The following is a 25,059-nucleotide window of genomic DNA, read 5'->3' as shown; positions in this document are numbered from 1 at the left end:
ACCAAAAATAGCTTATTTTACGTTCTGACTAAGAGTTTGCCTATATTCGGACGGGGTGATGCCGACTATAGTTCGGAACGTTTTCATAAAGTGCTGAGTAGAGCCGTAGCCTACTTTCCCCGCGACCTCATAAATTTTCATGGAATAATCTTTGAGCAACGCTTGGGCTGACCGAATTCGCACTTGATTCAAATAATCCACGAAGTTGACCTCCATCTCTTGCTTAAACAACGCAGAGAAATAGGCGGGGTTTAGATGAACATATCCAGCCATAAACGTTAAAGTAATCGTATCGGCGTAATGCTCTTCGATATATCGGATCGCCTTCTGTACCAATACATGGTACTGTTTGCCGGAAAACGAACTCGCCGCGCTCGCTTCCTCTGTCCATACTCGAAGCTCATTCGAGAATCTTTCCCACTCTTCGGATATAGCCGCCGTCTTAAAAATGCGGAACAAGGCCTCCTCCGCCTCCGTTGACAGCAGATTATGGGATACGGCTTTCCAAACGCATAGGCTTAATCGGTATAGAAACTGCGATCTCTCCTCGGAACTTTCGCTATTTCTCCTAAATCGCTCCGTTATTCCGATAACATGGGATATCGCTTCCCGATCCCGACCTAGAAGAAAACCATTAGCTGCTTCTTGGAAGCCCAATTCCTTTTCGTATAGGCAAATGTGATCGGCGTATGTCACTTGTGCAGGGGTTATCATTCTAGAAAAGCTTAGACGCCTCACTTCAGGATAAGCTTCACTCATGTGAAAGATGTCGGGGCAGTCTGAGCTGATTCCAATAAAAACGGGAACGCGCAAATGGTCCTCGATATTCCGCTTCATGCGGTCGACGGCGATTTCTAGCGCTGAACCTTTGATTTCCGAATGAATCCCGACGAACATCATTTCGTTATGACGGCTTAGAAAGCATTTTACGCCTTGTTCCCCCTGCACGGATTCCTTCATCACTTGAAATGCCGCAAGATGCGCTAGTCGATAGTCGCCCTGCCAATCCGTTCTGGCGGAATAATCGATATGAACGATGCCCAGCCGCAAATTTTTCATTTCGAACAGACGAAGATCGCCGTAGAAACGTTCATCCAATAGCGGTTGTTCTCCATGAATCCATTGGTCGAACCATTTCTCGTGAATGTAGGGTAGAAGTCGATTGAACTGGTAATAGATATCGTCGCCCCCGCCGCGAAGCAAGGATAAAGCTTGGCGCCTCTCCGCAGCAAGACGTAAAGCCGTTTGGAGCTCTTCGGGTTGAAGAGGCTTCAATAGATAATCGACTGTCTCGCTTTGTATGGCTTTGCGCATGTAATGATAGTCATCATACCCGCTTACTACGATGGATACGATCTCCGAATGAAACGTACGAAGGTGATGAAGCAGCTCCAATCCGTCCATGCCGGGCATTTGCACGTCCGTCACAACGATATCGGGTTCGAGATCCTTCAGCAATTTTATGGCTTCAAGCCCGTTGGCCGCATAACCGGCGAGCGAAAATGGAGGTCCCATCGATTCCACGATAGCCGCTAATCCTTCCAAAATAAACCGTTCGTCCTCAACCAGCAGTACTTTCAGGTCCATCTCCTCCTTTGCGGAACGGAAACCTTATCGTTACAGTCGTTCCCTTTCCCGATTCACTGTGAATATCCAGTCCGTAAGGCTCGCCGTAATGCAAGCGAATTCTTCGATGTGCGTTAACAATTCCGATAGATTGATTGCGCCCGGAAGGATCGTTCAAACTCTGCCGCATCTTGTCACGGACATCCGGCATCATGCCGATGCCATTGTCTGAAACGGCTATATTGACCTCGCCATACCCGTCCTCAATTAGACGTATAGATGCCGAAACCGAGATTTTTCCTCCTGCGGGTTTGGAAGAGAGCCCGTGAATGACCGCATTTTCGATGAGCGGTTGGAGGATAAGCTTAATCATTGGAATGTTCGCCAGACCCTCATCCATGCTTGCCTCAACTTGCAGGCGGTCACCCATTCGTATCTTCTGGATTTCCAGATAAAGTTGAGTCATATCGAATTCCATACTCAATGGGATAAACAAATCTCTTTGTTGTACTTTAACCATCAACCTGTAAAATTTCGCCATTAAGCTTACCATACTGGAGATCTCAGGCGCTTTACGAACGATAGCCATCATATTAATCGTTTCCAATGTGTTGTACAGAAAGTGGGGATCCATTTGGCTTTGCAGCATCCGGACCTCCGCTTCTTTCAAGAGAAGCCTTGAACGAAGCACCTGATTAAGAAGTGTCTGGATTTCTTCCGCCATGGCGTTAAACGATTGGCCGAGCTGTTCAATCTCATCCTTTCGTTTCGTAGAATGGCGGACCTCAAGGTTACCTTGCCGAAGACGCTTTTGAAGAAGCGCCAAGTGGGCGATCGAACTCGTCAGCCGATGAGAAAATAAGAAGTAAATACTCCCCGATAACAGGATAAAGAGACCCACCATGAGCAATGTCACCCTTCTCAACGTGGATATACGGCTTGTCCACTCATCGTAAGGGATTAATGCGCCAACGGACATCCCGTAATAACCGAGAGGCTGTGAAACGACCAGATAATCTTTGCCTTCGATTTCCTGAAGACGGGAGCGCCCTTCCGACACCGTCCTGCTCCACACCTCAGGTGAAGCATTCATTGGAGTTCTTTCCTTACCGCGAAACAGTATGCGGTTATGATTATCCAGCAGATACAATCCCGTTTGACTATCCTCCCAGTTGGCGAACATGCTGCTCAGTTGTTCCGTGCTGTCTGCGATTCGCGCTATGCCCAGAATGCGCCTGTCGCTGTAATCCACGATAGGCCGGGTCATAGCAAACCATTCGGAATGGTCAGGAGGGAAAAACACCCGAGGTTCGGAGACGGGCCCGACGTCTATCGGGTGGAGCCACTGTTCTATTGCTTCCGGTTTAGGATCGTCGGGCCGCGGTTGGTACCGCGAAGTAAAACGCACATTGATTCCGTTGCTAAGATAAACGGAAGTTTGAAGATAGGCAATGGAATTCAGCAAAGATATAGAAGAAAATGTATCGTAAATATTCCGAAAATGAAGAAACTCTTCCGAGTTCGAAACTGGATTTGTTCCCTCGTTCAGCGCTTTCATATGGCCTTGCAAAGTCGGGTTGCCGGTCAGATACTCCAGATTCTGTCCCATGCCTCCAAAATAGGAATTCACATGCATAACCAACTGGTTTAATCCAAGCTCCGTATTGGCAGCAAAGCTATCTTCTAAAGTCCGATTATAGGAATAGTCCCAATAGCGATAGAAAAATAGAAAGGGGACCATAACCGCAAATAGAAAGATGGCCAGCAATTGCCGACTTATCTTGGAACGAATCCATTTCCACATAAGTGATCCTCTCTATTCTTTAATTATAGTGTCAACATTGTAACAGATTGAGTGAAAAAATAGGTTGTCAAAGATCATGTGAATGACGAAAAAAGTGATGGAACAGGGGTTATTCCTGCACCATCACTTTTCGATTTCGGTCAAGCTGCAACCGGACGCCTTCATTCGGTCGGCTGCACATTGAAGCGCATAGCCTCTTGAAACAGCAGATGCAAATCAATCGAAATACAGGTCAGATTCGGGGACTTAAGCGTGTCTTCTTCTCCGTAGGTGGCTTCCAGCCGATATTTGCCGTCAACGAACACCAACTGATCGATAGTGGAGTATACCGGATCGACAATCCAGTATTCTTTTACTCCGAACCGCTCATAAATGATTTTCTTTTGCACCTTATCCTTGGAGCCGGTGCTCGGGGACAGTATTTCCACAAGCAAATCCGGAACACCCTTAACCCATCCGTCTTTGATAATATGCAAATTATCGTTAGCGATAAAGATGAGATCCGGCTGCACGATGTTGTTCTCGTCAAAATGGACGTCCATCGGCGCCACCAGCACGATACCGCCCGCATGGCATGTCGAACGGATGGATGCGTAAAGTTCGGTGACCAGTATTTGATGCGAAACTCTCGGCGATGAGAGGAAGTCGTAGCGAACTCCCTCAATAATCTCATATCTCTCCTCGATCCAATAGTTGGCCTGCTGCTCCTTCATGGCTTCTTTCCGCTTGTCCTTTTCTTCTTCGCTCATAGTCCGTCCTCCCCCTTCACGATACCTCCATTATAGTTCAATGCCGTCGGATTGGGTATGATTCGGATTCGGCAAGGATTATTGCCTGTACGGGTACGGCGGTTTCGCCATAAGGCTTATTCCATGCGCGACTTATTGCAATAGCCTGGTCTACGGGCTATCTTCGGCGGTTTCGCGATGATTAAGCATCCGGTATATCAAGGTGAAAATGTAATTTTTATGCCGGTTCACAATTGACGCGGCTACCCTCAAAATCATTAAAAATAATTTCAAAGCTCTGACTTTTCTCGAAATTAAAAAACCTGACAGTAGATTACCGTCAGGTGTTTAACTCTGTTAATAAGCTGTTCAATTAGAATATAGAAGATATCTAAAATTCAGGTCGTGATAAACATGAAGATATTCTGAAGAATGAACAACATCACTCGCAATCTACGAAAAGCAAAGCAACCAGAGACGAAACGAATCGTTCCAAGTTTTCCGATAAGTGAATCAACTGTTTATGAATTAAATATTGCTCCTTGTTTTGAGAGGCTATCTCATCAGATGAAGCAGCAGTTTGCTCTGCGACCGCTCCGCTCTGAACCATCGCCTGAAATACGAATTGTCGGCTATCATCCAACATTCTAATGGATTGCGAGACCGTTTCAGTGTTAGTTACGAGAAACTCCATTTGTTGTTGAACCTTCATGAACAACGTCCCGACTTCCCTTGTGGACTCGTTCTGAGCATTTAGCATGGGCATGCAACTCGGCAAATTTTTTCAAGTGTGGGACAGGTTTGGTGAGGGCTAACTTCCGCTCAAGGCAACGTTAACCCTGACCACTCCCGACTCATAAAACTCGAATATAGGTTGAACGAATATCTATCATTGTCAGCCGAGAGGACTCCCACTCCCATAAGTGGTGAGGTGAATCGGCTCTTCTTGAATCTGCCCGAAAATCAGGTGTTGATGTTGTGGGCAAATAAGGTATATAATTGATAGGAACATACGTTCCTTGACAATTGAACATCTGAGGTTGTAGCAGGTACACCCTGGCTCTGCTACGTAAAATGTTCAAGCCACCAATAGAGCCGTATAAGCGCTCATGATTCTTAGGAATCCTGCAGTTGGCTCAAAAGTAGTCCCAAAGGCATGACCAATGGGATAGAGGGGTTGGGTGTCATAAACACACCACCGTGTCAACTCCACTAGCGTTAAGCGTCCGTACTCGACGATACGTTAGAAACTCCGACTTCAACAGCTTTAGCTGTAAGTGGGGGAGTATTCATTAGTTCCCTAATAAAATTTGATTAATATCCGTCTGACTCAGCGCTCTGTTGTATACCCTCACATCATCAAGCGCTCCATTAAATAACTCGTAGGTTCCCAAATGCCCGCTGAGCGTAAACGGATCGGTGCTGGAACCGTTAAGACTGGTGCACCCTGCAATGTTCAGCGTATTGCCGCTTGCCGCGCCGCAATAACCGGTGGCCGATGTCAACGTCTTCGCTGTGCCGTCCACATAAATCTGAATCGTTCGAGCAGAACGGTCGACGACTGCCGCGACATGATGCCAGTTGCCGTCCCCGAAGCCTCCGGGCGTTCCGACCAAAGCCGTGCTCGCGTTCGTCCCTTCTCCGCCGAGACTGAATGTCAGCGCCCCGCCCTCATACCAGAGGAAATAACCGGAGGCGCTGCCCCAATCCCCCTTGGACAGTATGCGTTGATGAGTACCGGTCGAATCGCTTTTGAACCACGCCGCTACGCTGAAGCTATGCTCTCCCATATTCAGCCCGCCCGACCTGCTCATTACGTCATAGCTGCTTTGTCCATTAAAGCTAAGCGCTTTGCCGAACTTGCCGGCCACCCAATCCGCATCGGTCGAAGTTCCCGCAGAGGTGTGACCGCTGGAATCGGCGAACACCGTACCGTTGCCTTCATCGAACTTCCACTGTCCCACAAGCCCATTGAAGGAGTAAATCTCCGTAATTTCCGCTGCGCTTAAAGCTCGTTTGTACAAGCGCACGTCGTCAAGCGAGCCGGAGTAGAATTCGGCAAACCCATTGTAGCTGCCGAACGTAAGCGCGTCCGAGCTCGAAGCGTTCAGCGAGGTACAGCCGGAAATATCCAGCGAAGCTCCGCTCGCCGTTCCGCAATAGCCTCCGCCCTTCGTAAGCGTCTTTGCAACTCCATCGATGTAAATCTTGACAGTCTGAGCCGTTCGATCCACTACGGCAGTGGCCTGATGCCAGTTGCCATCGTCTAAGCCACCTGGAGTGGAGACCAGAACGGTATTCGCCTGCACACCGTTTGAGCCGATACTGAACGTAATCGCGCCGCCATCATACCACATGAAGTAGCCCGACGAGTTGCCCCAGTTTCCCTTGGTGATCATCCGCAGGTGCCCGACAGGAGAGACGCTTTTGAACCATAGACCAACACTGAAGCTGTCCGTCCCCATGTTTGTCGCATTCGCATTCCCGCCAAAACCCAATGTTGCATAGCTGTTTGTACCGTTAAAATCCAGCTTGCCGCCGATTTTTCCATAATGATCGGAGGTAAGAACTTTGGTCAGTCTGTTGGCGATTTTGATATGCCCGCTTGCGGATGGATGTAAAGCGTCGCTATAGTCGGATGTTCCTGTCGTTACCCAGCCGTTCGTATCCACATAGAAAACTTTGGCATCCCCAGCATTTCTCCTCGCAGCTACAGCTGCGATCGTTGGTGCCACTTTATATCCGCCGAACGTCCGCAAGACGAATATTTCCGCTTTCGGATATTTCGTTCGAATATTTTGCAAAAAGGTCGTGTACGTGCTCTGAAAGGTGGCGTCCGATATCCCTGCGGTATTATCGTTCGTTCCCAGATTAATAACGACCTGGTCCGCCTGATAGCGATTGAAATCCCACATTGGAGAGCTTGGAAAATTAGGGGATTGCAATTTGAAATATTGAACGCTCATCCCGACGCCGCTCCCGCATGAGGGATCCTGCAAACAAACGCCGGAATAGGCGATTTGCGTATGATCCGCGTTCAAGCTTTCTCCTGTTAACCATGCGTAGTTATCCTGAACGTAATGTGGCAATGCGCAACACCCGGCGGTAATCGAATCTCCAACAAACTCAATTAATCTGTTTCTTACGGTAGGGGCTTGAGTCGTCGCGCCGCTGCCCAGAACTAAACCTTGAAACTGGATATTATCAACTTCGGCCCGGGCCGAAACCAGTAAAGTATGAGTACCTGATGATAGAGGAGTTGGTGTAAGATTCACGGTTCCGCTAACATTGTCGTACTGAACAACTGCCCCGTTATCTATCGTTACATACATGCCTGTTGTAGCAGCGAGTTTGATACTTAATGTCGTACCTGTAAAGTTCACCCGAAAATAAGCCCCTGCCCAATAGCTTTTCGCGTTCGTGAGATCGCTTTTATCCCAGCGCCCGAAATATTGAATATTGGCATCACCCGGTTGGCCGTCTCCCGTCGCCGCGCTCGTTGGCGCTGCGGGGAAAATACTTAAGAAGCTTAAGGCCACAACCAGTGCTACGACCCAATGAAATCCTGTTCTAATCATCTTTTATTCCTCCTATTGAAAATTCGCTCCTGTCCAGACCCTGATTACCAGCTCGTATTATAAAGCTGCGGTGCGAAAGTTCGGGTATTCGTATCATCTTCCGCACCCCCATCCAACCTCCAATGACCCACATAGGTCATCAAGTCGCGGATATCGGAGGCGCTTAACGCCCGGCTGTGCACGCGAACTTCATCCAATGACCCCGAGAAGAACTCATAGCTTCCATTATAGCTTCCGATTGTGAACGGATCATTGCTCGAGGCAGCCAAAAAAGAACAGCCGTCAATCGAAAGCGTCGTGCCCCCAACAACAGTGCCGCAATAGCCGCTCCCCTTGGTAAGCGAACGGGCAACCCCGTCGACGAAGATTTGAATGGTTTGCGCGGAACGGTCGACAACAGCGGCTACATGGTGCCAGTTGCCGTCGTTAAAGCCGCCGGAACTCGTCGCCAGTGTCGCGTTCGACTGTTGGGCGTTGCCTCCCACCCCGAAGGCCAAAGCCCCGGCTTCGTACCATAAGAAATAGCCGGCCGTATTGCCCCAGTTGCCCTTGCTAACCATCCGTTGGTGCACCTCGCCGGACGTACTCTTGAACCAGGTCGCCACGGTGAAGCTATGCCGATCCTGACTCAAAATCTGCGCATTCCCCACGTTCACGGAATTGTTCGTCCCGTTGAAGCTGAGACCCCAGCCCAGCTTCGCCCCTATCCATGAAGCGGTACCGGCAATTGTCCCGTTGTTGGCGCTTCCGGACGTATCCGATGCGATCGTTCCGGAGGAGTCGTCCATCGTCCAATGACCGACGAGATCCGGGCTGCCCTGAACCGTGACGAGAACGCTGTTGCTCGGCGCGGACAAGTTCCCCGCGGCGTCGCGTGCCCGAACCGTGAAATGGTATACTCCCCCGGGAGACAGCCCATCGATGAGGGCGCTTCGACCCGTGCCCGTCGTAGACGCCATAACGGTTTTCCCGTTATTGACCTCATAGCCGGTAACCCCTACATTGTCGGCCGCCGCGCCCCAAGAAATCGTGACGCTCGGCCCGGAGCCGACCGCGCTTGCGCTGGCACCGCCTGGCGCGCTTGGCGCTTGCGTATCGGAAGGCGGAACCGGGGCGGGAAGCATGTAGCGGTACGCCGGTTCCAGCCCCGCGTTCTGTAGAATGGAGGCCGGCATGGCGCTGATAGGCAGCAACATATAGTTGCCAAGCGCCATATCCGTCGCAAGCTGAAACTTGTAGGAATTGTCTTGATCGAAGAAATTATAGCGGATCGTGTTGCAGCATGGCTGCAGGATGAAATCGATGGTGTTGTAATCCAGGCTTGCGGAAGAATAGGCAACGTTATTCTTGACGACATATCCGCTTGCCCAAATGTCGAAGTAGATTTGGCCGTAGTTGTTATGGTTATCATAGAATACATTCCCGATCAAGGTGGAGTTCGGCTCGATACCGCTGACGCCGTTGTGCGTGCCGTTCGTATCGAAGCCTCCGCCGTCGCGAATATTGTTCATGTAGTCGTAAATCTTATTGTAGTTGAATTTGTTTCCTGAGGTTGCGGATGGCGGCTGAGTGGAATATTGGTAATTGGTTGCGATGCCGCCGCGAGGCAGATGGGCAATTGTATTATGCTCCACCGTCGTATTCTGCGTAATCGCATTCCAAATCCCGTAAGCGCCCGGATATTCGCGTCCGACATCATGAATATAGTTGTTTTTGATCAGATTGTCCGTGACGAGTTCCTGCACGGACGGCTGCGTCGTATCGACATTGCCGATCTGGATGCCGTTGCCCGATATATCGTAGAACTGGCTGCCGATAACCGCGTTGTTGCGGCTTCCCTCATCCAGGTTCAAGCCCGCTCCGCCCAACGCCCGGAAAGTGCTGCCTTCGATCAGTAAATGCTGCCCGGCGTAGAAGGAAACGGCTGCTCCCTGCTGGGATTCCGGTCCGGTCGTGTTGTTGTACTTGTTATAGCTCGTTTCCGGAAACCCTTGTGAAGCATTCGGAGCAAGCCAAGTCGCGTAAGCGAAGGTCAATCCCTTGAGCTGCACATGTTGAATCGGATTCGTAAGCGTTCCGTCTCCCCGAACCAGTTGCTCCAGCTTCGGCGCCACAACCGAAGCGGTTGCAAGATTCTGGCCGCTTCTCGGCTTGTAGTACAGCACGTGCGCGCCCGCGGTCGTGCGATCTAGGTAGAACTGCCCTTCTTGCGCGATCGCCTTGTAATTGTTCTCAATCCAGGTCGGCAGACTCAGGTTCCCGCCTCTGGCCGACTTGGCCAAATCAAAGCAGGGCTGTGCCATCGTAATGGTCGTCGTGCTCGCATTGCCGGTAATCGAAGCAACCGGACAGCGCGGCTCCGCCCACAGCCAGTTGCCGAGACCATCCCCATCGTGATAGACCATTTCGATGTCACCCGGCTGTGCCCAGGACTGCAGCGAAGTGTCGTTCGTCGTGTAGCCTGTTGCGGTTTTCGTTACCGTTCCGGGAATCCCGCCCGTCGTGCGAGCGCGGAAAGCCCTGACTCCGTCCACGAACAGCTGTCTGGTTTGCAAGCTTCCGACGTTCGCCTTCCATATATTCTTGACACTGTCGTGCAAGGTCCAGCCCGTAACGGTCTGTCCTCCGCTCAGAATGGGAACAGCCGGTGTAGATGTTCCATACCCGTCAGCCTGATAAATAATGTCATGCCCATTCGTGCCCGAGTCACCCAGAGACGGCGAGAAGACGAGCGTTTGCGACAGATCGTACGTGCCTCCAAGCAAATTAACAATGATATCATCAGTCATTGAAGCGCTTACAGATCTGACTTTGGCTTGAACTCCGGTTAGGGAGCAAGGAGAAGCCAGCGAGCAGGTCGAGCCGCTGCCGGTCGGAGAAGCATAATAAACCGTAGGAGCGGCATATGACTTGCCAGAATCCAGAGAAACAATAGCCACCAAAAACGCCGCAATGAATAACGTTAAAGCGATTGCCCCTGTAAACACGCTTTTTTTCCCGCAGATCAATTGCTTGGTATACCCTTTCATGAATGTCATCTCCTCTGCTTCATGTACTTGCTTCATTCTCAAGCGCTCAACTCTCGAATGCAAAGTCCAGCCAGTAAATGGCCGGTCATCCCCCCTCTCTTTGCTTGTTCTCGGCTCCAATCTTCTTAGCCCTTAACGCTGCCCAGAACGATTCCTTTAACGAAAAACCGCTGCAAGAACGGATAAACGACAATGATCGGCAGCGCCCCGAGGAAAATCTGAGCCGCTTTGGCTGTCCGATCGGAAACATCGCGCAATATTTCATAATCCTTGCCCGACATTGAAGTGATATCCATGTTCACGAGAATCGTCTGTAAATACGTGGACAGAGGGAAATGTTCCGGTAATTTCATCAGAATCAAGCCGTCAAACCAAGAATTCCAATGACCGACAATGGTAAAAAGCGAAATTGTAGCGATTGCCGGAAGCGATAAGGGGACATATATGCGCCACAAGATGATCCAATGGCTGGCACCGTCGATTGCAGCGGATTCATCCAATTCCTTCGGAAGCCCGCGGAAAAAGTTAAGCAACAAAATGATGTTGAACACCGGAACGGCGCCTGGCAGCACCAAAGCCCACAGCGTATCCATGATGCCCGTCCACTTGATTGTCATGTACCAGGGAATGAGCCCGCCGTTGAACAAAATCGTAAAGACGAATATCCAGGCGTATACCGTTCTGAACCGGAAGGCGGTAACCTCCTTGGACAACGGATACGCGATAAGCATCGTCAGCAGCAGGTTTACGAAGGAACCGAGAACTACCCGTTCTACGGTCACAATGATCGATTGCAGAAATGCCGGTTTCCTCAAAATAAATTCATATGAGCTTGTCGTGAATCCGACCGGCCACAGCTTGACCAGCCCTGCCGCAGCGGCGCTATTATTGCTGAAGGACAGGGCAAGCACGTGTACCAGCGGGAAAATGCATACTAATCCCAAAGCTGACAAGAAAATGATGTTCAGCACATTAAAAATCCGATAGGTTCCGCTCGTTTGAATCATGCCGAAACCTCCAATCTAGAAAATTCTATAATTTGCGAGGCGGTAAGCCAGTAAGTACGATAATGAAATCATAACGAACGACACGACGGATTTGAACAGTCCGATAGCCGTTGCTACGCTGTATTGGGCCTGCTCCAAACCTGTTCGATACACAAGCGTATCGATAATATCGCCGCTTTCGTAAACCGAAGGACTATATAAATTGAACACTTGGTCGAACCCGGCATTCAGAACGTTTCCTAAACTGAGCGTTGCAAGTAAAACAATAATCGGCAGTATTCCCGGCAAGGTAACGTGCACCGTCTGCTTCCAGCGACTTGCTCCGTCGATAAGAGCCGCTTCATAGAGAGAAGGATTGATCGCGGTCAAAGCAGCCAAATACACAATCGTATTAAATCCGAATTCCTTCCACACATCCGTTATGACGATCGTGAACGGGAACCAGCGGTTTTCGCCCAGGAAATAGATCGGCTCTATCCCAAAGGATTTAAGAATCTGGTTGACAATGCCTTGAGAAGGAGACAAGATATCAATCAGAATGCCGCCTAGAATAATCCACGATAGAAAATGCGGCAAATAGATCAGCGTCTGTACGCCTCGCTTCAGCCAATCTTTGCGAAGCTCGTTCAGCAGCAGCGCGACAACGATCGGCACGATTTGCCCCATCACTATTTTGAGTGCCGCAATATAGAACGTATTTCCTAACACGCGCAACGAATTCGGCATTTCCCACACGTACTTGAAATGGTCGAGCCCAACCCAAGGATTATCGAAATAGGGGCGCGCAGGCAAAAATTTAATAAACGCCATCGATAAACCGAACAAGGGCACGTAGCTGTATACGAGAACAAGAAGAAGTCCCGGCAACAGCATCACATGAAGCGGAATTTCCCGGATTGACTTTTTAGACAGCATTTCTTTCCACATCCTTGAGAAAAGAAGAAGGAGAAGCAATGAAGGTCACTTCTCCTTACTTCTTGTTCATAGTCTTTTATTTCCTTGAAGCGGCCCAATCGTTTACTTCCTTGGTAATTTGATCTCCGCCAAGCTTCTTCCAATTTTCCACGAATTTGTCGAACTCATCGATCGGTGCTGCGCCCATAATGATTTTCGTGAACGTTTCTTTTAGCAGCGTATCGAGTGTGCTTCCTTTTTCCCCCATCGTTGGCGTAGGAGCCCCGAAAAATTCGCTTCGCTGGATACGATTTTCTTGCATCAACTGCTCAATTACCGTGTAGCTGCCATCTGGGCCTAATATTTTGTAGTAGCCCCAACTCTTCTGATCGCCTTCCAAATATTTTGCAATTTCTTTGATCTGGCCTTCCCTTGCTGTCTTCATGCCTTCGATATCGTTGGCCTCAATCAGCGGCTTCGCCTTCCGGTATACATCCAGGTTCTCCGTGATCGGCGAGCCGGACAGAATCAGATATTTGAAAGTCTCAATGCCATCATATTTGCTTTCCGGCGTTTGATAAGGCTGCACGTAGTTGTGGTCGAACCAGTAATTCAGCAGCTTGATTGCCGCTTCCGGATTTTTGGCATCCTTCTTCACGACATAATACTGCGAAACGGTAAAAGGAACTTGTCCTTTAGCCGGTTGACCGTCTATGGAAGGAAGTGCGAACGGCTTCCATTCCATATTCGGATCGAGATTTCTGCCGTCCTGAATCGGCCAGACCGGTGTCCACATCGCACCGTAGTACATACCCAGCTTGCCGCTTGTGACGGCCTCTGCGACTTTACCGCCATCCTTGGTGCCGAATTCCTTGTCGATTTGTTTCCCGCTATATATTTTCTGCAGGTCGGCCAGAGCCGCTTTCATCTCCGGTTGAATATTGCTGTTGACCAGTTGACCGGATGCATCCTTCAACCATGTGTTGTAATACGCATGATAGCCGTTCAGGAAGCCTTCGAAGCCTGCGAATCCGCCGTTCAAATCTTTGGTGAGGCCGAGACCGAACGTATCGGCTTTGTTGTTGCCGTCAGGGTCCTTAGTCGTAAACGCTTCGGAAATGGCCAGCACATCTGCCATCGTCTTAGGCTCAGGCAAGTTCAGCTTTTTCAGCCAATCGGTACGTACCCACAAGAGAGGAACCTCGTCGATGTCGGAGCCAATACGCGGAAGGGCAAGCAATTTGTCGCCGAAAGTCGCGGAGCTAATCGCAGTGCCTCCGTCGTCCGCAAACACTTTCTTCATGAAATCCGAAGCATATTTGTCGTAAGTTTCGGTCAGATCCGCCAGTTGTCCCGCTTCCACAAGCTGCTTCAACTGGCTGCTGTTTACAGTCATGATATCAGCCAAGTCGTTGCTCGCAATCGCAACATTCAGCTTCTGATAGTATTGGTCGATCGGGCCTTGCAGCGTCCAGTTATATTTAATCTTGATGCCGAGCTTCTCTTCATATCGTCGAGTCCATAAATTATCATTGGCTGATTCGCCTTCGGCGAATTTGACGTTCTCGTCATAAGGACGAATAACCGTTACTTCAATCGGCGGATCGTACTTGCCGAGCGGATCGATCGCTTCAGCCGGTGCGCTGGCCGACGGGCTTGACTCGGTCGATGCCGACGGCGCCGAACTGGCGCTTGGACTTGACTCACTGTTCCCCTTGTTCGAATTGCATGCCGCCAGTACGGCGGCAAGCAGCACTATAACCGCAATGCTTGCTGCAACCGCTCTTAAATTCTTCATGCGATGGTTCCCCCTAGTGAAATTTTCAGAAGATATCTCTTCTTGTTATGAGTATAGATTCGAATCTAAGGAGGCACTATTAGACGATTTCGACTATTATTGACTTCTCGTTACAACTTGCGGATAACAGGAACGGTCACTGTGCAAGAAGTTATATGCGGGCTTGCTCGCGGTATTCCTGCGGAGTAAGTCCGCTTGCTTTCTTAAAAAAACGGTTAAAATAGGCTGCCGATTCGAAGCCGACTTGCGCTGCGATGTCCTGCACTTTGTCGTCCGTCTCCCGGAGCTTTCTGTTCGCGGCGGATAACCGGGTCGACATAATGGTGTCCGACAGGCTCTCGCCGGTAAGCTGCTTGTACAATCGGGACAAGTAAGAAGCGTTAAGAGAAACGACCTCGCCCAGCCGTATAACCGACAGATCACCGGACAAATTTGCGTCGATATATTGCCTGAGCCGATGAACGAGACTTTTGCCGTACTGCTTCGATATGCTTTCTTTTCTCATAAATACGGTCTCGCCCAGCTCGGCAAACAGCAGCATCGTCTGCTCCCAGCTAATATGCGTCTCCAGCTTTAGCAGACTATCCATGTTTGCGCTGCCGAGCAGCGGCTTAAGCAAGCCTTCATTGGCAAGAAAAGTCATGAACATGGATAGCAGTCGGCATGCCGCCGCAAGACGAAGATCGGCATCTCCGATAAGCAACTCGACGTTCATCAGCTCAGCTAGCTTGTGCCTAAACACTTCCCTTTGTCCGCTCTCCAGCAGCAGTCCCAATTCATCGGTCAGCTTGCATACCCGCTTCATTTGCCATTCTACAGGGGCGTTATCAATAAGTTCCTCAGCCGATTGTTCGGTTAGCAACAGCTCATAGCCCGCTCCGAAGCTTCTGCGCATTGCCCGTCTCAGCGCATCATGCTGGCCGGAAACAAGCGACCAAGTGCAGAATGCGCTCGATGCGGCGAAGGATACTTTCAGCTTCAGCAGTTCATTGCATGTCTGTTGGATTCTTTCCGCCGTGCCGTGTACGAATCGAATCAGCCGGGGAAACTCCTCTTCTCCTTGCAATTCGCCCATCGGCTGGATCAGGCAGGCAATCCGTGTCTTCTCATAGACGAATGATTGGGTCGCCACGGCGTCGTTTAAGTATTCATCCGCGATATTCTGCACAGCGAAAAGCAGCAACGCCTTGTCCGCCGTGCCGTAAGCGAGCCATTCATCGACACGGGCAAGCAGCAGCAGAACCGGGCGGCTGTCCGTGAGTTGCAAATTCAAAGCGTCGAATTGCTCCTGCATCGGTCTTCCCTTCGGAAGTTCGCCCTGCAGCAATTCGGTCAGAAATTCGTTCTGCAGCGATGGCAGCGCGATTTGCAGCCTGCTCTGCGCCTGCTCGACCTGAGCTTCTCTCTCCATCTCGCTGTCGAGCTCGCTTAACGCCCTGCGAATAGCGCCCAGCACCGCTTCGTCGCCCTCCGTCTTCAGAATATAATCTACGGCCCGATGATGAATCGCTTCCTTGATATAAGTGAACTCGTCATGTCCCGTCAGAAAGATCACTTTGCATCTCGGCCATTGCCTGATAATATGCCGCTGCAGCTCAATCCCGTCCATCCCCGGCATGCATATATCCGTCAGCACGATATCAATCGTAGCTCTATGCAGCCATTCGATCGCCTCGTCGGCCGAGGAAGCCTTGCACACTTCCAGATCGGCGTAATCGGCTTCCTTAATGATTCCGCTCAGGCCGTTTAAAATAAACAACTCGTCATCTACGATTAAAATTCGGCGCATAGCCTCATTCCTCCGCGTTCGTTGATTTTCCTAAAGGAATATACAAGGCGATCTTCAGACCGCCCAAAGCGCTTTTGGATACCCTCATGCCCCAAGGCTCTCCGAATTTAAGACGGAGACGCTGATGCACGTTCATCATTCCCGTCTTCTCGAACGAGCCTTCCATGACGCTCTCCAGCTTCTGCTGCAGACGGTGCAATTCTTCGTCGGACAAGCCTTCCCCGTTCTCTTCAACGGAAATGACGATAGCCTCTTCTTCCTCCGAATCTTGGATGGACAAGGCGATCATGCCGCCCGACTTCTTGGACTGAAGCCCGTGCTGATAGGCGTTTTCCACGATAGGCTGGAGAATGAGCCGGGGAATGCGTACAGATCTAAGCCGGGTGGACTGACAGGAGATACTCGCCTCGATCCGATTTTGGAATCGCATCTGCTGAATTTCCAAATAAGCGATCGTATGGTTCCACTCCTCCTCCAGCAAAGCGGCGTCTGAAGAATTTCGTGTAATATATATAAAATAATCTCCCAAATACTTCGTCGCCTTTGCAACATTATCAACATCATGAGCGCCCGCCATGCGATGAACCATATAATACGTGTTGTATAGAAAATGCGGATTGATTTGCGACTGGAGTTGCTTCAATTCGGACTGCTGGGCCATGATCTTCGATTCGTACACATCCTGCACCGATTGCTGAAGGCGGCTGACCATGATATTGAATTGGCGGTATAAATACTGGAATTCATCGTAGTTCCGATGGGCGATAGCCACGGTCAGATCGCCTTTCTCTACCTTACGGAAGGCCCTCACCATACTGCGCAGCGGAGAGTGAATAAGGCGGAATATCCAGTAGGAGAACCCGATGACGACCGCCAGGGACAGCGCGGACAATATCCAGAACCAGGTTTGGTATTTGTCCAGCGGTCCAAGAACCTGCTCCTCCGGCATATAAAGAGCCAGATACATATTAAGCAGTCCGGACCTCTCGAAGGTTACGTAGTAAGACCGACTGTCCACCGTAATCTTACCCTGGCCGAAGTGCTGGTCCACCGGCTGTCTTTTCACGAAAGCTCTGACTTGATCATTAATCGTCGTGCTGCCGGGCCCGCTCTCCAGCATCCATTTCTGATTATCGTTGAACAGCAGCGAGCCTCCCCCGCCGACCCCCGTCATATTGCGCAGAAAGGACTGAAGCCCCCGCTGATCCATCTCGGACTGAAGAATGTAGATCGGCGGCTTGGCAGAAGTAGACGGATCTGGGTAAATGGTGTTCAGCAGCAGCTTTCCTTGCCAATAGACGACCGGTGATGCTTGGCTTCTGTTCAGGTTCTGCAGCTCTCTCTCCTCTTCCTCCGTCATTCCCTCTTCGGTAGACAACGATAGCAGCGTCTTGCCGATCAGCGGAATGTACGCTCGGGCTTCCGAGATATACAGGCTGGCGTTCTCCATAATCCACAGCTTGTTCTGCACCCGCTTATGCAGAAGCATCACCTCGTAATAGGGCAGGATGGATGACATCATGCTCAGCTTCGTTACATCCTCATCAAGCGCATATTGCTTGTGGAGCCGTAACAGCCGATCCATCTCGGACTCGAGAGAGCCCATGTTAAACCGGATACGCGTCTCCATGGAGCCCCATATTTCTTTCCTTACGCTTTCCGCTCCCATGCGGTTGAGCTGCAGACTGACGACAAACAACGGCACGATAGCCACGAGGAACGTTAAAACCAGCTTGGGAAAAATGGTCATTCTGCGCATCGCCGAATGGATTTGTATGATGAACACGTCCTTTAATCCGAGTGAAAACGACATCTTTCTTATTCTTCGCCGACGGATTTCCTATTCCTGTCCGACTGCAGCCGTATCCGGTTGCATTATGATTACTTTTCTTGTCTTCCCGATACTTTCTTGCAGGTTCCATTCGATTAAACGCGAATAAGCCCATTCATTTATTTGGGCATGTACGGATCTGTGAGCTGTCGGGGTTGAGAATCGTAAATGGAATATGCTAAAATAGTTCTATCTAATGAACTTGGTTTACTATAATAAACCTAAACAACTAAAATCCGAAATACCTGTAAGGAGAATTCCTTCATGGATGCTAAATACCGAGTTCCGGCCATCGAACGCGCACATCTCATTATTAAAGAAATCTCGCAATCTCCCGGCAAATTGAAGCTTATTGATCTGTCCAAAGCGCTAACGATCAACAAAAGCTCGATGTACTCTTTGTTGCTGACGATGGAGAGCCTAGGCTGGATAGAAAAAGAGACCGGAGACACCTACCGATTAGGACGGGAGCTGTCGCGTTTCGGTCATGCGGCAAATCAGCAATTTGACTTGACGGGTTCTTTTCACAAGGAGGCTTCTCTTACTAAACTGAAGCTTGGCGAATCGCTTCAACTCGCCAGACTAGAAGGCAGAGAGGTCCTTTACATCGCCAAAGAAGAAGCGCCTACGCCAGTCCGACTCGCCTCCGAACCGGGAATGCGCCTGCCTGCGCATGCGACGGCGCTCGGGAAAGCGATGCTCGCCGATTTAAGCGATGATGAGATCGACCTGTTATATGGCTCGGAGCAAGAGCCGTATCGCAGTTTAACCATAAATACATCAACCACTTTACAGGCTCTTAAAAAAGATTTGAAGCAAATCCGATCTCAAGGCTGCGCCCTCGACATCGAGGAAGCCGTTGTCGGATTTTGCTGTGCAGCCGCTCCGATCCGCAACGCACAAGGCAAGGCAATCGCCGCAGTTAGCTGCTCGATGACGGTGTCCCAATGGGAGAAGAAACAGCAGCAGTGTATGGAAGAAGTTTGTAATCTGGCACAAAAACTTTCCGAGTAAATAGGAGGAGCTCTCATGAGACTTCAGGACAAAGTTATTTTGATCACGGGTTCGGGTTCGGGTATCGGTAAAAGCACAGCCCAGTTGTTTGCGCGGGAAGGCGCTCAGGTGATCGTCAATGATCTCGATGCAGCCAAAGGGAACGAAACGGTTAGCGAAATTACTGCCGCCGGTGGATCCGCCCATTTCATTCAAGCGGATGTCACGCAGCCGGAATCCGTCAAACAAATGGTAGACGAAATCATACAATTGCACGGCCGCATCGACGTTCTTTTCAATAACGCTGGAATAAGCGGCGTAGGCGCACTGCATGAAGTCGAGCCGGATGTCTGGGACCGCATTATGAGCATCAATATCAAAGGCGTATACTTGCCTTCCAAGTATGTTGTCCATCATATGATGGACCGCAAATCAGGCAGCATCATCAACATGTCCTCCTGCGTTGCGGAGATCGGCCTTGCTCGCAGAGCCTCGTATGCGGCAACGAAAGGCGCAGTTCTCGCCCTGACGAAAGCTATGCAAGTGGATTATGCCTCTTACGGCATTCGGGTGAATGCATTGGTACCTGGAACGATCATGACGCCATTTGTCGAAAACTACCTTCGCACCTCTTACGATGACCCTGAAGCGGCGATCGCATCCTTGAAAACGAGACAACTGAGCAATGAATTGGGACGCCCTGAGGATGTTGCTTACGCGGCGCTGTTCCTCGCTTCCGACGAATCGAAATTCATGATGGGCTCTCCATTCTATATTGACGGCGGCGCAACCTTCGGCAAGAATGCCTAATCGGTCTGTGAGCTATGTAATCATACATTCAGGAGGATGTTCTTGTGAAACTACTAACTTTCGTGAGAAATAAAGAGCAGTATCTTGGCGTGAAAACGGAATTCGGCGTGCTGGATGTTGCGGCAGCCGCCAAGCAATTATCTCCGACATTTACCGTTCCCCTTACCGTTCATGCAGCGATCGAAGGTGGAGAAACCGCGAATGCCGCGTTGCAGCAACTAGTAAGCCATACTCTGGAGAGCACAAAGAGAGATTCTTTGCTGCTTAATGAAGCAGAGTTGACCTTCGGTCCATGTGTCACCCATCCGAGCAAAATCATATGCATAGGCCTCAACTATCGCAAGCATGCCGAAGAATCGAAAATGCCGATTCCGGAATACCCAATTCTTTTCAACAAATTCAGCAATACGCTAACCGGACATAATCACGATGTTGCCCTGCCACGCGTCTCGAAGGAAGTCGATTACGAAGCAGAGTTGGTCATAGTGATCGGCAAGCAGACGAAATACGTGAACAAAGAACAAGCGCTGGATCACGTGTACGGTTACTGCTGCGTGAATGACTTGTCGGCGCGCGACCTGCAAATGCGTACCCAACAATGGCTGCTTGGCAAATCATGCGATGGCTTCAGCCCGCTCGGGCCCTATCTTGTAACCGCCGATGAAGTCGGCAATCCGAATGCGCTGCATATCAGCTGCACCGTCAACGGCCAAGTACGCCAAAACTCGAACACTGCCGATATGATTTTCCATTGTGACGAGATTGTCAGCTACGTCTCCCAGCATATGACTTTGTATCCGGGCGATATTATTTTGACGGGTACGCCTGAAGGCGTGGCGTTCGGAGCCCCGGTCGATCAGCGCGTGTACTTGAAAGACGGCGACGTTGTAACGATTGCCATCGAGAAATTAGGGGAATTGACGAACCGATTAGTGCGCGAGGAAGTTTGAGTTTGCAGATTCGTAGCTTGAGAAGCTTACTTATATGACAAGAAAACCTGCTTTGCCTTTTTCGGGAAAGAATGTGCCATCCTTATACGCCGTCATCGACCCTTCCGCCATTGTAATAGGGTGCGAAGGCCAAAAAACTGCCCTCACCACCTTGAACCGCAGCGTCGAGACTTCGCCAAGGCCAAAAAACTGCCCTCATCACCTTGATCTGCAACGTCGAGACTTCGCCAAGGCCAAAAAACTGCCCTCACCACCTTGATCTGCAGCGTCGAGACTTCGCCAAGGCCAAAAAACTGCCCAGGTAGCGAAGCCACCCTCGAATTTAATACTTCTGATATGTAAATAAAGAGCTAGCCCTGATGAGCATGAAATCGTTCATCTGGGCTAGCTCTCTCCAATTAACTTGTCCATTGTATGATCTAGTGAATTCAGAAAATGCTTCTCCACTAATGATAGTTCATTATTCGATTTCTCTCTATACTTGTCATATTCAGCATGTGCCTTCTTTAAGCCAGCCTCGTGACTAATCATACCTGGATGAGTCAGAATTTCATATTCATTAAGTTTGAGAAATGCATCCAATCGTTCAATCCAATTTTCCGATGAACGAATATCGCGAATTCTAGCAAGCAATTCATTGAAATAGTTGCCCCCGCCCGCTTGCTTCAGTAAAACATCATTCATAGTAAAACCCTTGATTAAGTATTCCCTCAATCTTTGGGTCGACCATATTCTAAATTGCGTCCCTCTATGAGACTTTACACGGTAGCCTACGGATATAATAACGTCGAGGTTGTATTAGTCCACTAGGTACGTCTTTCCATCCGTCGCAGTTGTTGCATATTTTGCAACAACTGAACCAGGGTCAAGCTCGCCCTCTTGAAACACATTCTTAATGTGACGTGATATAACCGATTTATCCCGTTGAAACAGTTCAACAAGTTGACTTAATGAGAGCCACACCGTCTCGTTCTCCATACGAACAATGATTTTCGCCTGACCATCCTCGCGCGCTAAAATCAACCGGCATGAATCGCGAGGCTAGGCGGCGTATGCAGTGAAAGTAAAATGCGCTAGCACTCTGGACTAGTTACACGCCGTGTACTCAGGTCGCCAGTGAAAGACGGCGACGTTGTGACGATTGCTATTGAGAAATTAGGGGAATTGACGAACCGATTAGTACACGAGGATGTTTGATCCTGAATGCTCGTAGCTAGTGAAACTTCTCACTGAATAGAGAAAATGAGCACCGGACGAGAAACTGTCCGGTGCTCATTTTTGTTAAACCTGATGCACTCTTGATGAAGTTCCGAAGGTATCAATACTTCCAACTTTAGGGTATGAGCAGCGAGGAAGCATACTGCGCATACCAACTGATCAAATAGTCGTTCGGAGTTCTGGGCTTTCACGGCATTTATGATCGATTGAATATTGGTTTAAACGTGCCTGATGTTACGCCGAATGTTCCATCGTTCATGCCGAAAGCAATAATACCAGCCTTGGTTAAATATGTTCCACCGTAAATGAATAGACACCCGATCCGACTTCCAATTCGGCATAACCCTCACTGCCTATGCCGCCATATATACCATCCATTCCCTGCATGAATCCCCCCCCGGTCCAGATGATGTTGCTTCCTTCCTTTATGATGAACGCCCTCGCTTGCTGAGCAGGAACGGGTAAGCATACCTTGGCGCGGCTGTTGGCCGGAATATTCACTTCCAGCGAAAATTCGTCGTTTCCCCGTACCCATCGAACCTCCACCAAGCCTTTGATCGTCTTCAAGGAGGCATTCACGAAGCTCAGATCGCCCGCCGGGTAAGGTTTGATGATCATCCTGTCGAATCCCCGCGCGGACTCGGCCGGGAGGATACCGGCAACGATTTTGTAAAACCACGATCCCACATTGGCATGCATCGGATGATTTCTGGAGTTCATCGCATTGCCGATGTCGTACTCCCATCTCTCCCATATCGTAGTCGCTCCGTTCGCGATCATGAATCCCCAGCTGGGATAAGTCGTCTGCGTGACGATCCGATAGGCCGTTTCGATTTGACCCTGCTCCGCCAGCGCTTCGAGCATATGCTTAGTGCATTGGTTGCCGGTGCTTAGATGAAAATCATGCGCTTGCTCGATATCTTCGACGAGATTGCGAACGACATCCTTGATCCGCTCTTCCGGAACTAAGCCGAATTTGAGCGCGATGGCATTCGACCCCTGACTGCCTTTCGCATAATTGTTCGTGTTGCCATCGAAAAAGCTTCGGTTAAACGCCTCTTTGATGTTTGCCGCAAGTCCGGCGTATACTCTCTCGTCTTCGGGCTTGTCCAATATCGCCGCGATCTGGACCAGCAGCGCGGCATTCCAATAAAAGTGCGCCGTCGATACCAATTCCCCGGGCGTACCTTTCGAGATCGCTCCCTCCCCGTCGCTCTGAATTTCGCAATCGATGATCGGCGACGCCCAATCCCCGTAATAGCTTCGCTTCACGATAAATTGCTCCGCCTCGTTGGCCAGATATTCTGTCCAGCCCTTCAATCCCTCATAATGCCGCTGCAGCACTCTCTTGTTCCCATAGTGCCGATACAGCAGAAGAGGAATCGTCAAGTAGCAGCTGGCGACCGGATCGGCGGGCCGGAATCCCCACCGGTAAGGTGCCGTGTCGGCGATCGCCCCCGTCGTTTCATCCCGGGTATCCTCGATGTCGTCCAGCCACTTCTGGTAAAACCGCGACATGTCGAAATTGTACAGCGCTTCTTCCGCCCTCGCGGTTGCATCGTTCAACCATGCCATGCGCTCGTCCCGCTGCGGGCAGTCCGTTGGAATGCTATGAAGATTGCTGGCTTCCGTCCACCACACATTTCGGTGAATCCGGTTGACCAGTTCATCGCTGCATGCGAAAGAGCCGATAGCTTCAACGGACGAACGCACGATCTGCGCTGTCAGCTGCGAAACCCGCGCATCCCCCGCTTCTATTTCCACTTGCACATACCGGAAGCCATGGTAGGTGAACCTTGGCGCATAGATTTCCCGCTCGCCGCCTCGCAAAATATAAGTGTCCTTGGCGTCGGCCAGCCTGAGATTTTCCTGGTTGACGGTCCCATCCTCGTAGAGGCTCTCCGCATATTTCATAGAGACGATAGAGCCGCTGGACCCGCTCACCACAATCTTCGCCCAACCCGCCATATTCTGACCGATGTCGTAAACCTGAACTTTATCGCTTATTCGGGTTACTTTTACCGGATTTATTTCTCCCATCACCTTGATCGGCTCCATCACCTGCGATACGAGTTTCCCTCCAGGGCTTTCCATCGACGAAGCCGTAATCCAGCCGCTTGCCCGATGGTTATATTTCGCCATATCATAAGCTTCAGTGTCCCAGCCCTCCTTTTCCAGCCGGGCGTCATACACTTCCCCTTCGAAAATGCTGTTCCTGACGATCGGACCGCGCGATACGTGCCACCCTGCTCCCCAATCCCACGCGGTGCATACTACTTCTCGGGAGCCGTCTTCGAAATCGATATTCATCTGGAGCAGCGCCTTCGGGGCGCCATACCAACCGTTGCCCAACATAATGCCGATGACGTTGCGTCCGGGCTTCAATCTATCAGCGACGTCATAAGTGCTATACAATATTCTTCGACTATAATCGGTAGCACCGGGATCCAGCACATGATCCCCGACCTTCCGGCCGTTCAGCCGGAGTTCATAGTACCCGAGCCCCGAAATGTAGGCTCTGGCCTTGGCGACTCGCTTGCCCTCTTGCAGTTCGAACTCCTTGCGCATGAGCACCGACGAGCCGTTAAATCCGCCGGCGTGGCCGTACCATGTGCCGTGCCAATCCTCGGGATAGAACAAGCCCGTTTCGAACGTGGCTGCCTTGCTGTAATCGCCTTCCCGTCCGTTTCCATCCCACGCTTTCACCTTCCACCAGCAAGTTTGGCCGCTGCTCAGATCGGCGCCGCCGTACGTGATGCCGCTTGATTGGTCCGAAATGACCTTGCCGCTGTCCCACAAATCCCCGTTATTTTCCTCCAGCAATGTCTGGCTGCTCGATACGACGATACGGTACGCCGTTTGCGTCTGTCCGCGCTCTTTATGCCGCAGAGCCCAGGATAGCAGCGGCGTTTTCGTGTCAATGCCCAAAGGGTTAGAAGCATACTCGCATAATAAATCAGCCGTAAAAAACAATTTGTCGGTGTTGTTCAAACGTTCCATCGGAAGCCTCCGTTGTCGGTTTTTCCTTTATTATTAAGGGTTCGGCATGCCGATTTGAAGTTTA

16 protein-coding genes and 1 pseudogene are annotated in these 25,059 nt (G+C 50.2%); 3 read left to right on the top strand and 14 right to left on the bottom strand.

Annotated features, from left to right (window positions below; translation table 11 throughout):
• Window positions 1-12: 12 nt before the first annotated feature.
• From K7P76_RS02455 to K7P76_RS02405, 11 genes are all read right to left on the bottom strand, one after another.
• Complete coding sequence (locus tag K7P76_RS02455) at window positions 13-1,587, bottom strand: response regulator (protein WP_232182768.1); 1,575 nt, start codon at window positions 1,585-1,587, stop codon at window positions 13-15.
• Window positions 1,562-3,370 carry a cache domain-containing sensor histidine kinase gene (locus tag K7P76_RS02450; RefSeq protein ID WP_232182752.1) on the bottom strand — a complete coding sequence of 603 codons (1,809 nt, stop codon included), beginning with the start codon at window positions 3,368-3,370 and terminating at the stop codon, window positions 1,562-1,564. Before K7P76_RS02450 ends, K7P76_RS02455 begins: the two co-directional genes overlap by 26 nt.
• Before the next feature lie 161 nt (window positions 3,371-3,531).
• Complete coding sequence (locus tag K7P76_RS02445) at window positions 3,532-4,119, bottom strand: Uma2 family endonuclease (RefSeq protein WP_232182750.1); 588 nt, start codon at window positions 4,117-4,119, stop codon at window positions 3,532-3,534.
• Between the two features lie 421 nt (window positions 4,120-4,540).
• Window positions 4,541-4,810, bottom strand: a complete 270-nt coding sequence (locus tag K7P76_RS02440; protein WP_232182748.1) for a hypothetical protein — start codon at window positions 4,808-4,810, stop codon at window positions 4,541-4,543.
• Window positions 4,811-5,390: 580 nt separating this feature from the next.
• Window positions 5,391-7,676, bottom strand: a complete 2,286-nt coding sequence (locus K7P76_RS02435; RefSeq protein WP_232182741.1) for a LamG-like jellyroll fold domain-containing protein — start codon at window positions 7,674-7,676, stop codon at window positions 5,391-5,393.
• Between the two features lie 44 nt (window positions 7,677-7,720).
• Window positions 7,721-10,705: a LamG-like jellyroll fold domain-containing protein gene (locus K7P76_RS02430; RefSeq protein ID WP_232182731.1), complete on the bottom strand. Its 2,985-nt coding sequence runs from the start codon at window positions 10,703-10,705 to the stop codon at window positions 7,721-7,723.
• Window positions 10,706-10,830: 125 nt separating this feature from the next.
• Entirely contained in the window at window positions 10,831-11,712 is an 882-nt protein-coding gene (locus K7P76_RS02425; RefSeq protein WP_232182729.1) for a carbohydrate ABC transporter permease, read from the bottom strand.
• A 15-nt stretch (window positions 11,713-11,727) separates the two neighbouring features.
• Window positions 11,728-12,627: an ABC transporter permease gene (locus tag K7P76_RS02420; protein WP_232182727.1), complete on the bottom strand. Its 900-nt coding sequence runs from the start codon at window positions 12,625-12,627 to the stop codon at window positions 11,728-11,730.
• 76 nt (window positions 12,628-12,703) lie between these two features.
• Window positions 12,704-14,404, bottom strand: coding sequence for an extracellular solute-binding protein (locus K7P76_RS02415; RefSeq protein ID WP_232182726.1), 1,701 nt, complete (start codon window positions 14,402-14,404; stop codon window positions 12,704-12,706).
• A 151-nt stretch (window positions 14,405-14,555) separates the two neighbouring features.
• Window positions 14,556-16,193, bottom strand: a complete 1,638-nt coding sequence (locus K7P76_RS02410) for a response regulator (protein WP_232182724.1) — start codon at window positions 16,191-16,193, stop codon at window positions 14,556-14,558.
• A gap of 4 nt (window positions 16,194-16,197) precedes the next feature.
• A complete protein-coding gene (locus K7P76_RS02405; RefSeq protein WP_232182722.1) occupies window positions 16,198-18,006 on the bottom strand; it encodes a sensor histidine kinase in 1,809 nt (602 codons plus the stop codon).
• Window positions 18,007-18,288: 282 nt separating this feature from the next.
• Between K7P76_RS02405 and K7P76_RS02400 the strand changes: the two genes are divergently transcribed.
• Genes K7P76_RS02400 through K7P76_RS02390 form a run of 3 tightly spaced genes read left to right on the top strand, consistent with a single transcriptional unit; the run spans window position 18,289 to window position 20,777 of the window.
• Window positions 18,289-19,038, top strand: coding sequence for an IclR family transcriptional regulator (locus K7P76_RS02400; RefSeq protein ID WP_232182720.1), 750 nt, complete (start codon window positions 18,289-18,291; stop codon window positions 19,036-19,038).
• Between the two features lie 15 nt (window positions 19,039-19,053).
• A complete protein-coding gene (locus tag K7P76_RS02395) occupies window positions 19,054-19,827 on the top strand; it encodes an SDR family NAD(P)-dependent oxidoreductase (RefSeq protein ID WP_232182717.1) in 774 nt (257 codons plus the stop codon).
• A gap of 44 nt (window positions 19,828-19,871) precedes the next feature.
• A complete protein-coding gene (locus K7P76_RS02390; RefSeq protein WP_232182715.1) occupies window positions 19,872-20,777 on the top strand; it encodes a fumarylacetoacetate hydrolase family protein in 906 nt (301 codons plus the stop codon).
• A 384-nt stretch (window positions 20,778-21,161) separates the two neighbouring features.
• On the opposite strand, the gene rhuM (K7P76_RS33025) is transcribed toward K7P76_RS02390, so the two are convergent.
• The 3 genes and pseudogenes from rhuM (K7P76_RS33025) to K7P76_RS02380 all read right to left on the bottom strand — a co-directional run bounded on the left by rhuM (K7P76_RS33025) (window position 21,162) and on the right by K7P76_RS02380 (window position 24,995).
• Complete coding sequence (gene rhuM, locus K7P76_RS33025) at window positions 21,162-21,410, bottom strand: RhuM family protein (RefSeq protein ID WP_255678151.1); 249 nt, start codon at window positions 21,408-21,410, stop codon at window positions 21,162-21,164.
• Window positions 21,390-21,563: pseudogene (gene rhuM, locus K7P76_RS33020) on the bottom strand (RhuM family protein); the annotation flags it as partial. The pseudogene rhuM (K7P76_RS33020) and the gene rhuM (K7P76_RS33025), both read right to left, overlap by 21 nt.
• 717 nt (window positions 21,564-22,280) lie before the next feature.
• Window positions 22,281-24,995 carry an alpha-L-rhamnosidase gene (locus K7P76_RS02380; RefSeq protein ID WP_232182714.1) on the bottom strand — a complete coding sequence of 905 codons (2,715 nt, stop codon included), beginning with the start codon at window positions 24,993-24,995 and terminating at the stop codon, window positions 22,281-22,283.
• Between the last annotated feature and the right edge of the window lie 64 nt (window positions 24,996-25,059).

The sequence above is a fragment of the Cohnella silvisoli genome (assembly GCF_021190915.1).
GTDB lineage: Bacteria > Bacillota > Bacilli > Paenibacillales > Paenibacillaceae > Cohnella > Cohnella silvisoli.
Note: the sequence above shows the minus strand (reverse complement) of the source record. Positions and strands in the feature narration are given on the sequence as shown.

Coding starts and splice junctions, on each gene's coding strand:
- K7P76_RS02455 (WP_232182768.1), bottom strand. CDS start 1,587: ATGGACCTGAAAGTACTGCTGGTTGAGGACGAACGGTTTATTTTGGAA.
- K7P76_RS02450 (WP_232182752.1), bottom strand. CDS start 3,370: ATGTGGAAATGGATTCGTTCCAAGATAAGTCGGCAATTGCTGGCCATC.
- K7P76_RS02445 (WP_232182750.1), bottom strand. CDS start 4,119: ATGAGCGAAGAAGAAAAGGACAAGCGGAAAGAAGCCATGAAGGAGCAG.
- K7P76_RS02440 (WP_232182748.1), bottom strand. CDS start 4,810: ATGAAGGTTCAACAACAAATGGAGTTTCTCGTAACTAACACTGAAACG.
- K7P76_RS02435 (WP_232182741.1), bottom strand. CDS start 7,676: ATGATTAGAACAGGATTTCATTGGGTCGTAGCACTGGTTGTGGCCTTA.
- K7P76_RS02430 (WP_232182731.1), bottom strand. CDS start 10,705: ATGAAAGGGTATACCAAGCAATTGATCTGCGGGAAAAAAAGCGTGTTT.
- K7P76_RS02425 (WP_232182729.1), bottom strand. CDS start 11,712: ATGATTCAAACGAGCGGAACCTATCGGATTTTTAATGTGCTGAACATC.
- K7P76_RS02420 (WP_232182727.1), bottom strand. CDS start 12,627: ATGCTGTCTAAAAAGTCAATCCGGGAAATTCCGCTTCATGTGATGCTG.
- K7P76_RS02415 (WP_232182726.1), bottom strand. CDS start 14,404: ATGAAGAATTTAAGAGCGGTTGCAGCAAGCATTGCGGTTATAGTGCTG.
- K7P76_RS02410 (WP_232182724.1), bottom strand. CDS start 16,193: ATGCGCCGAATTTTAATCGTAGATGACGAGTTGTTTATTTTAAACGGC.
- K7P76_RS02405 (WP_232182722.1), bottom strand. CDS start 18,006: ATGTCGTTTTCACTCGGATTAAAGGACGTGTTCATCATACAAATCCAT.
- K7P76_RS02400 (WP_232182720.1), top strand. CDS start 18,289: ATGGATGCTAAATACCGAGTTCCGGCCATCGAACGCGCACATCTCATT.
- K7P76_RS02395 (WP_232182717.1), top strand. CDS start 19,054: ATGAGACTTCAGGACAAAGTTATTTTGATCACGGGTTCGGGTTCGGGT.
- K7P76_RS02380 (WP_232182714.1), bottom strand. CDS start 24,995: ATGGAACGTTTGAACAACACCGACAAATTGTTTTTTACGGCTGATTTA.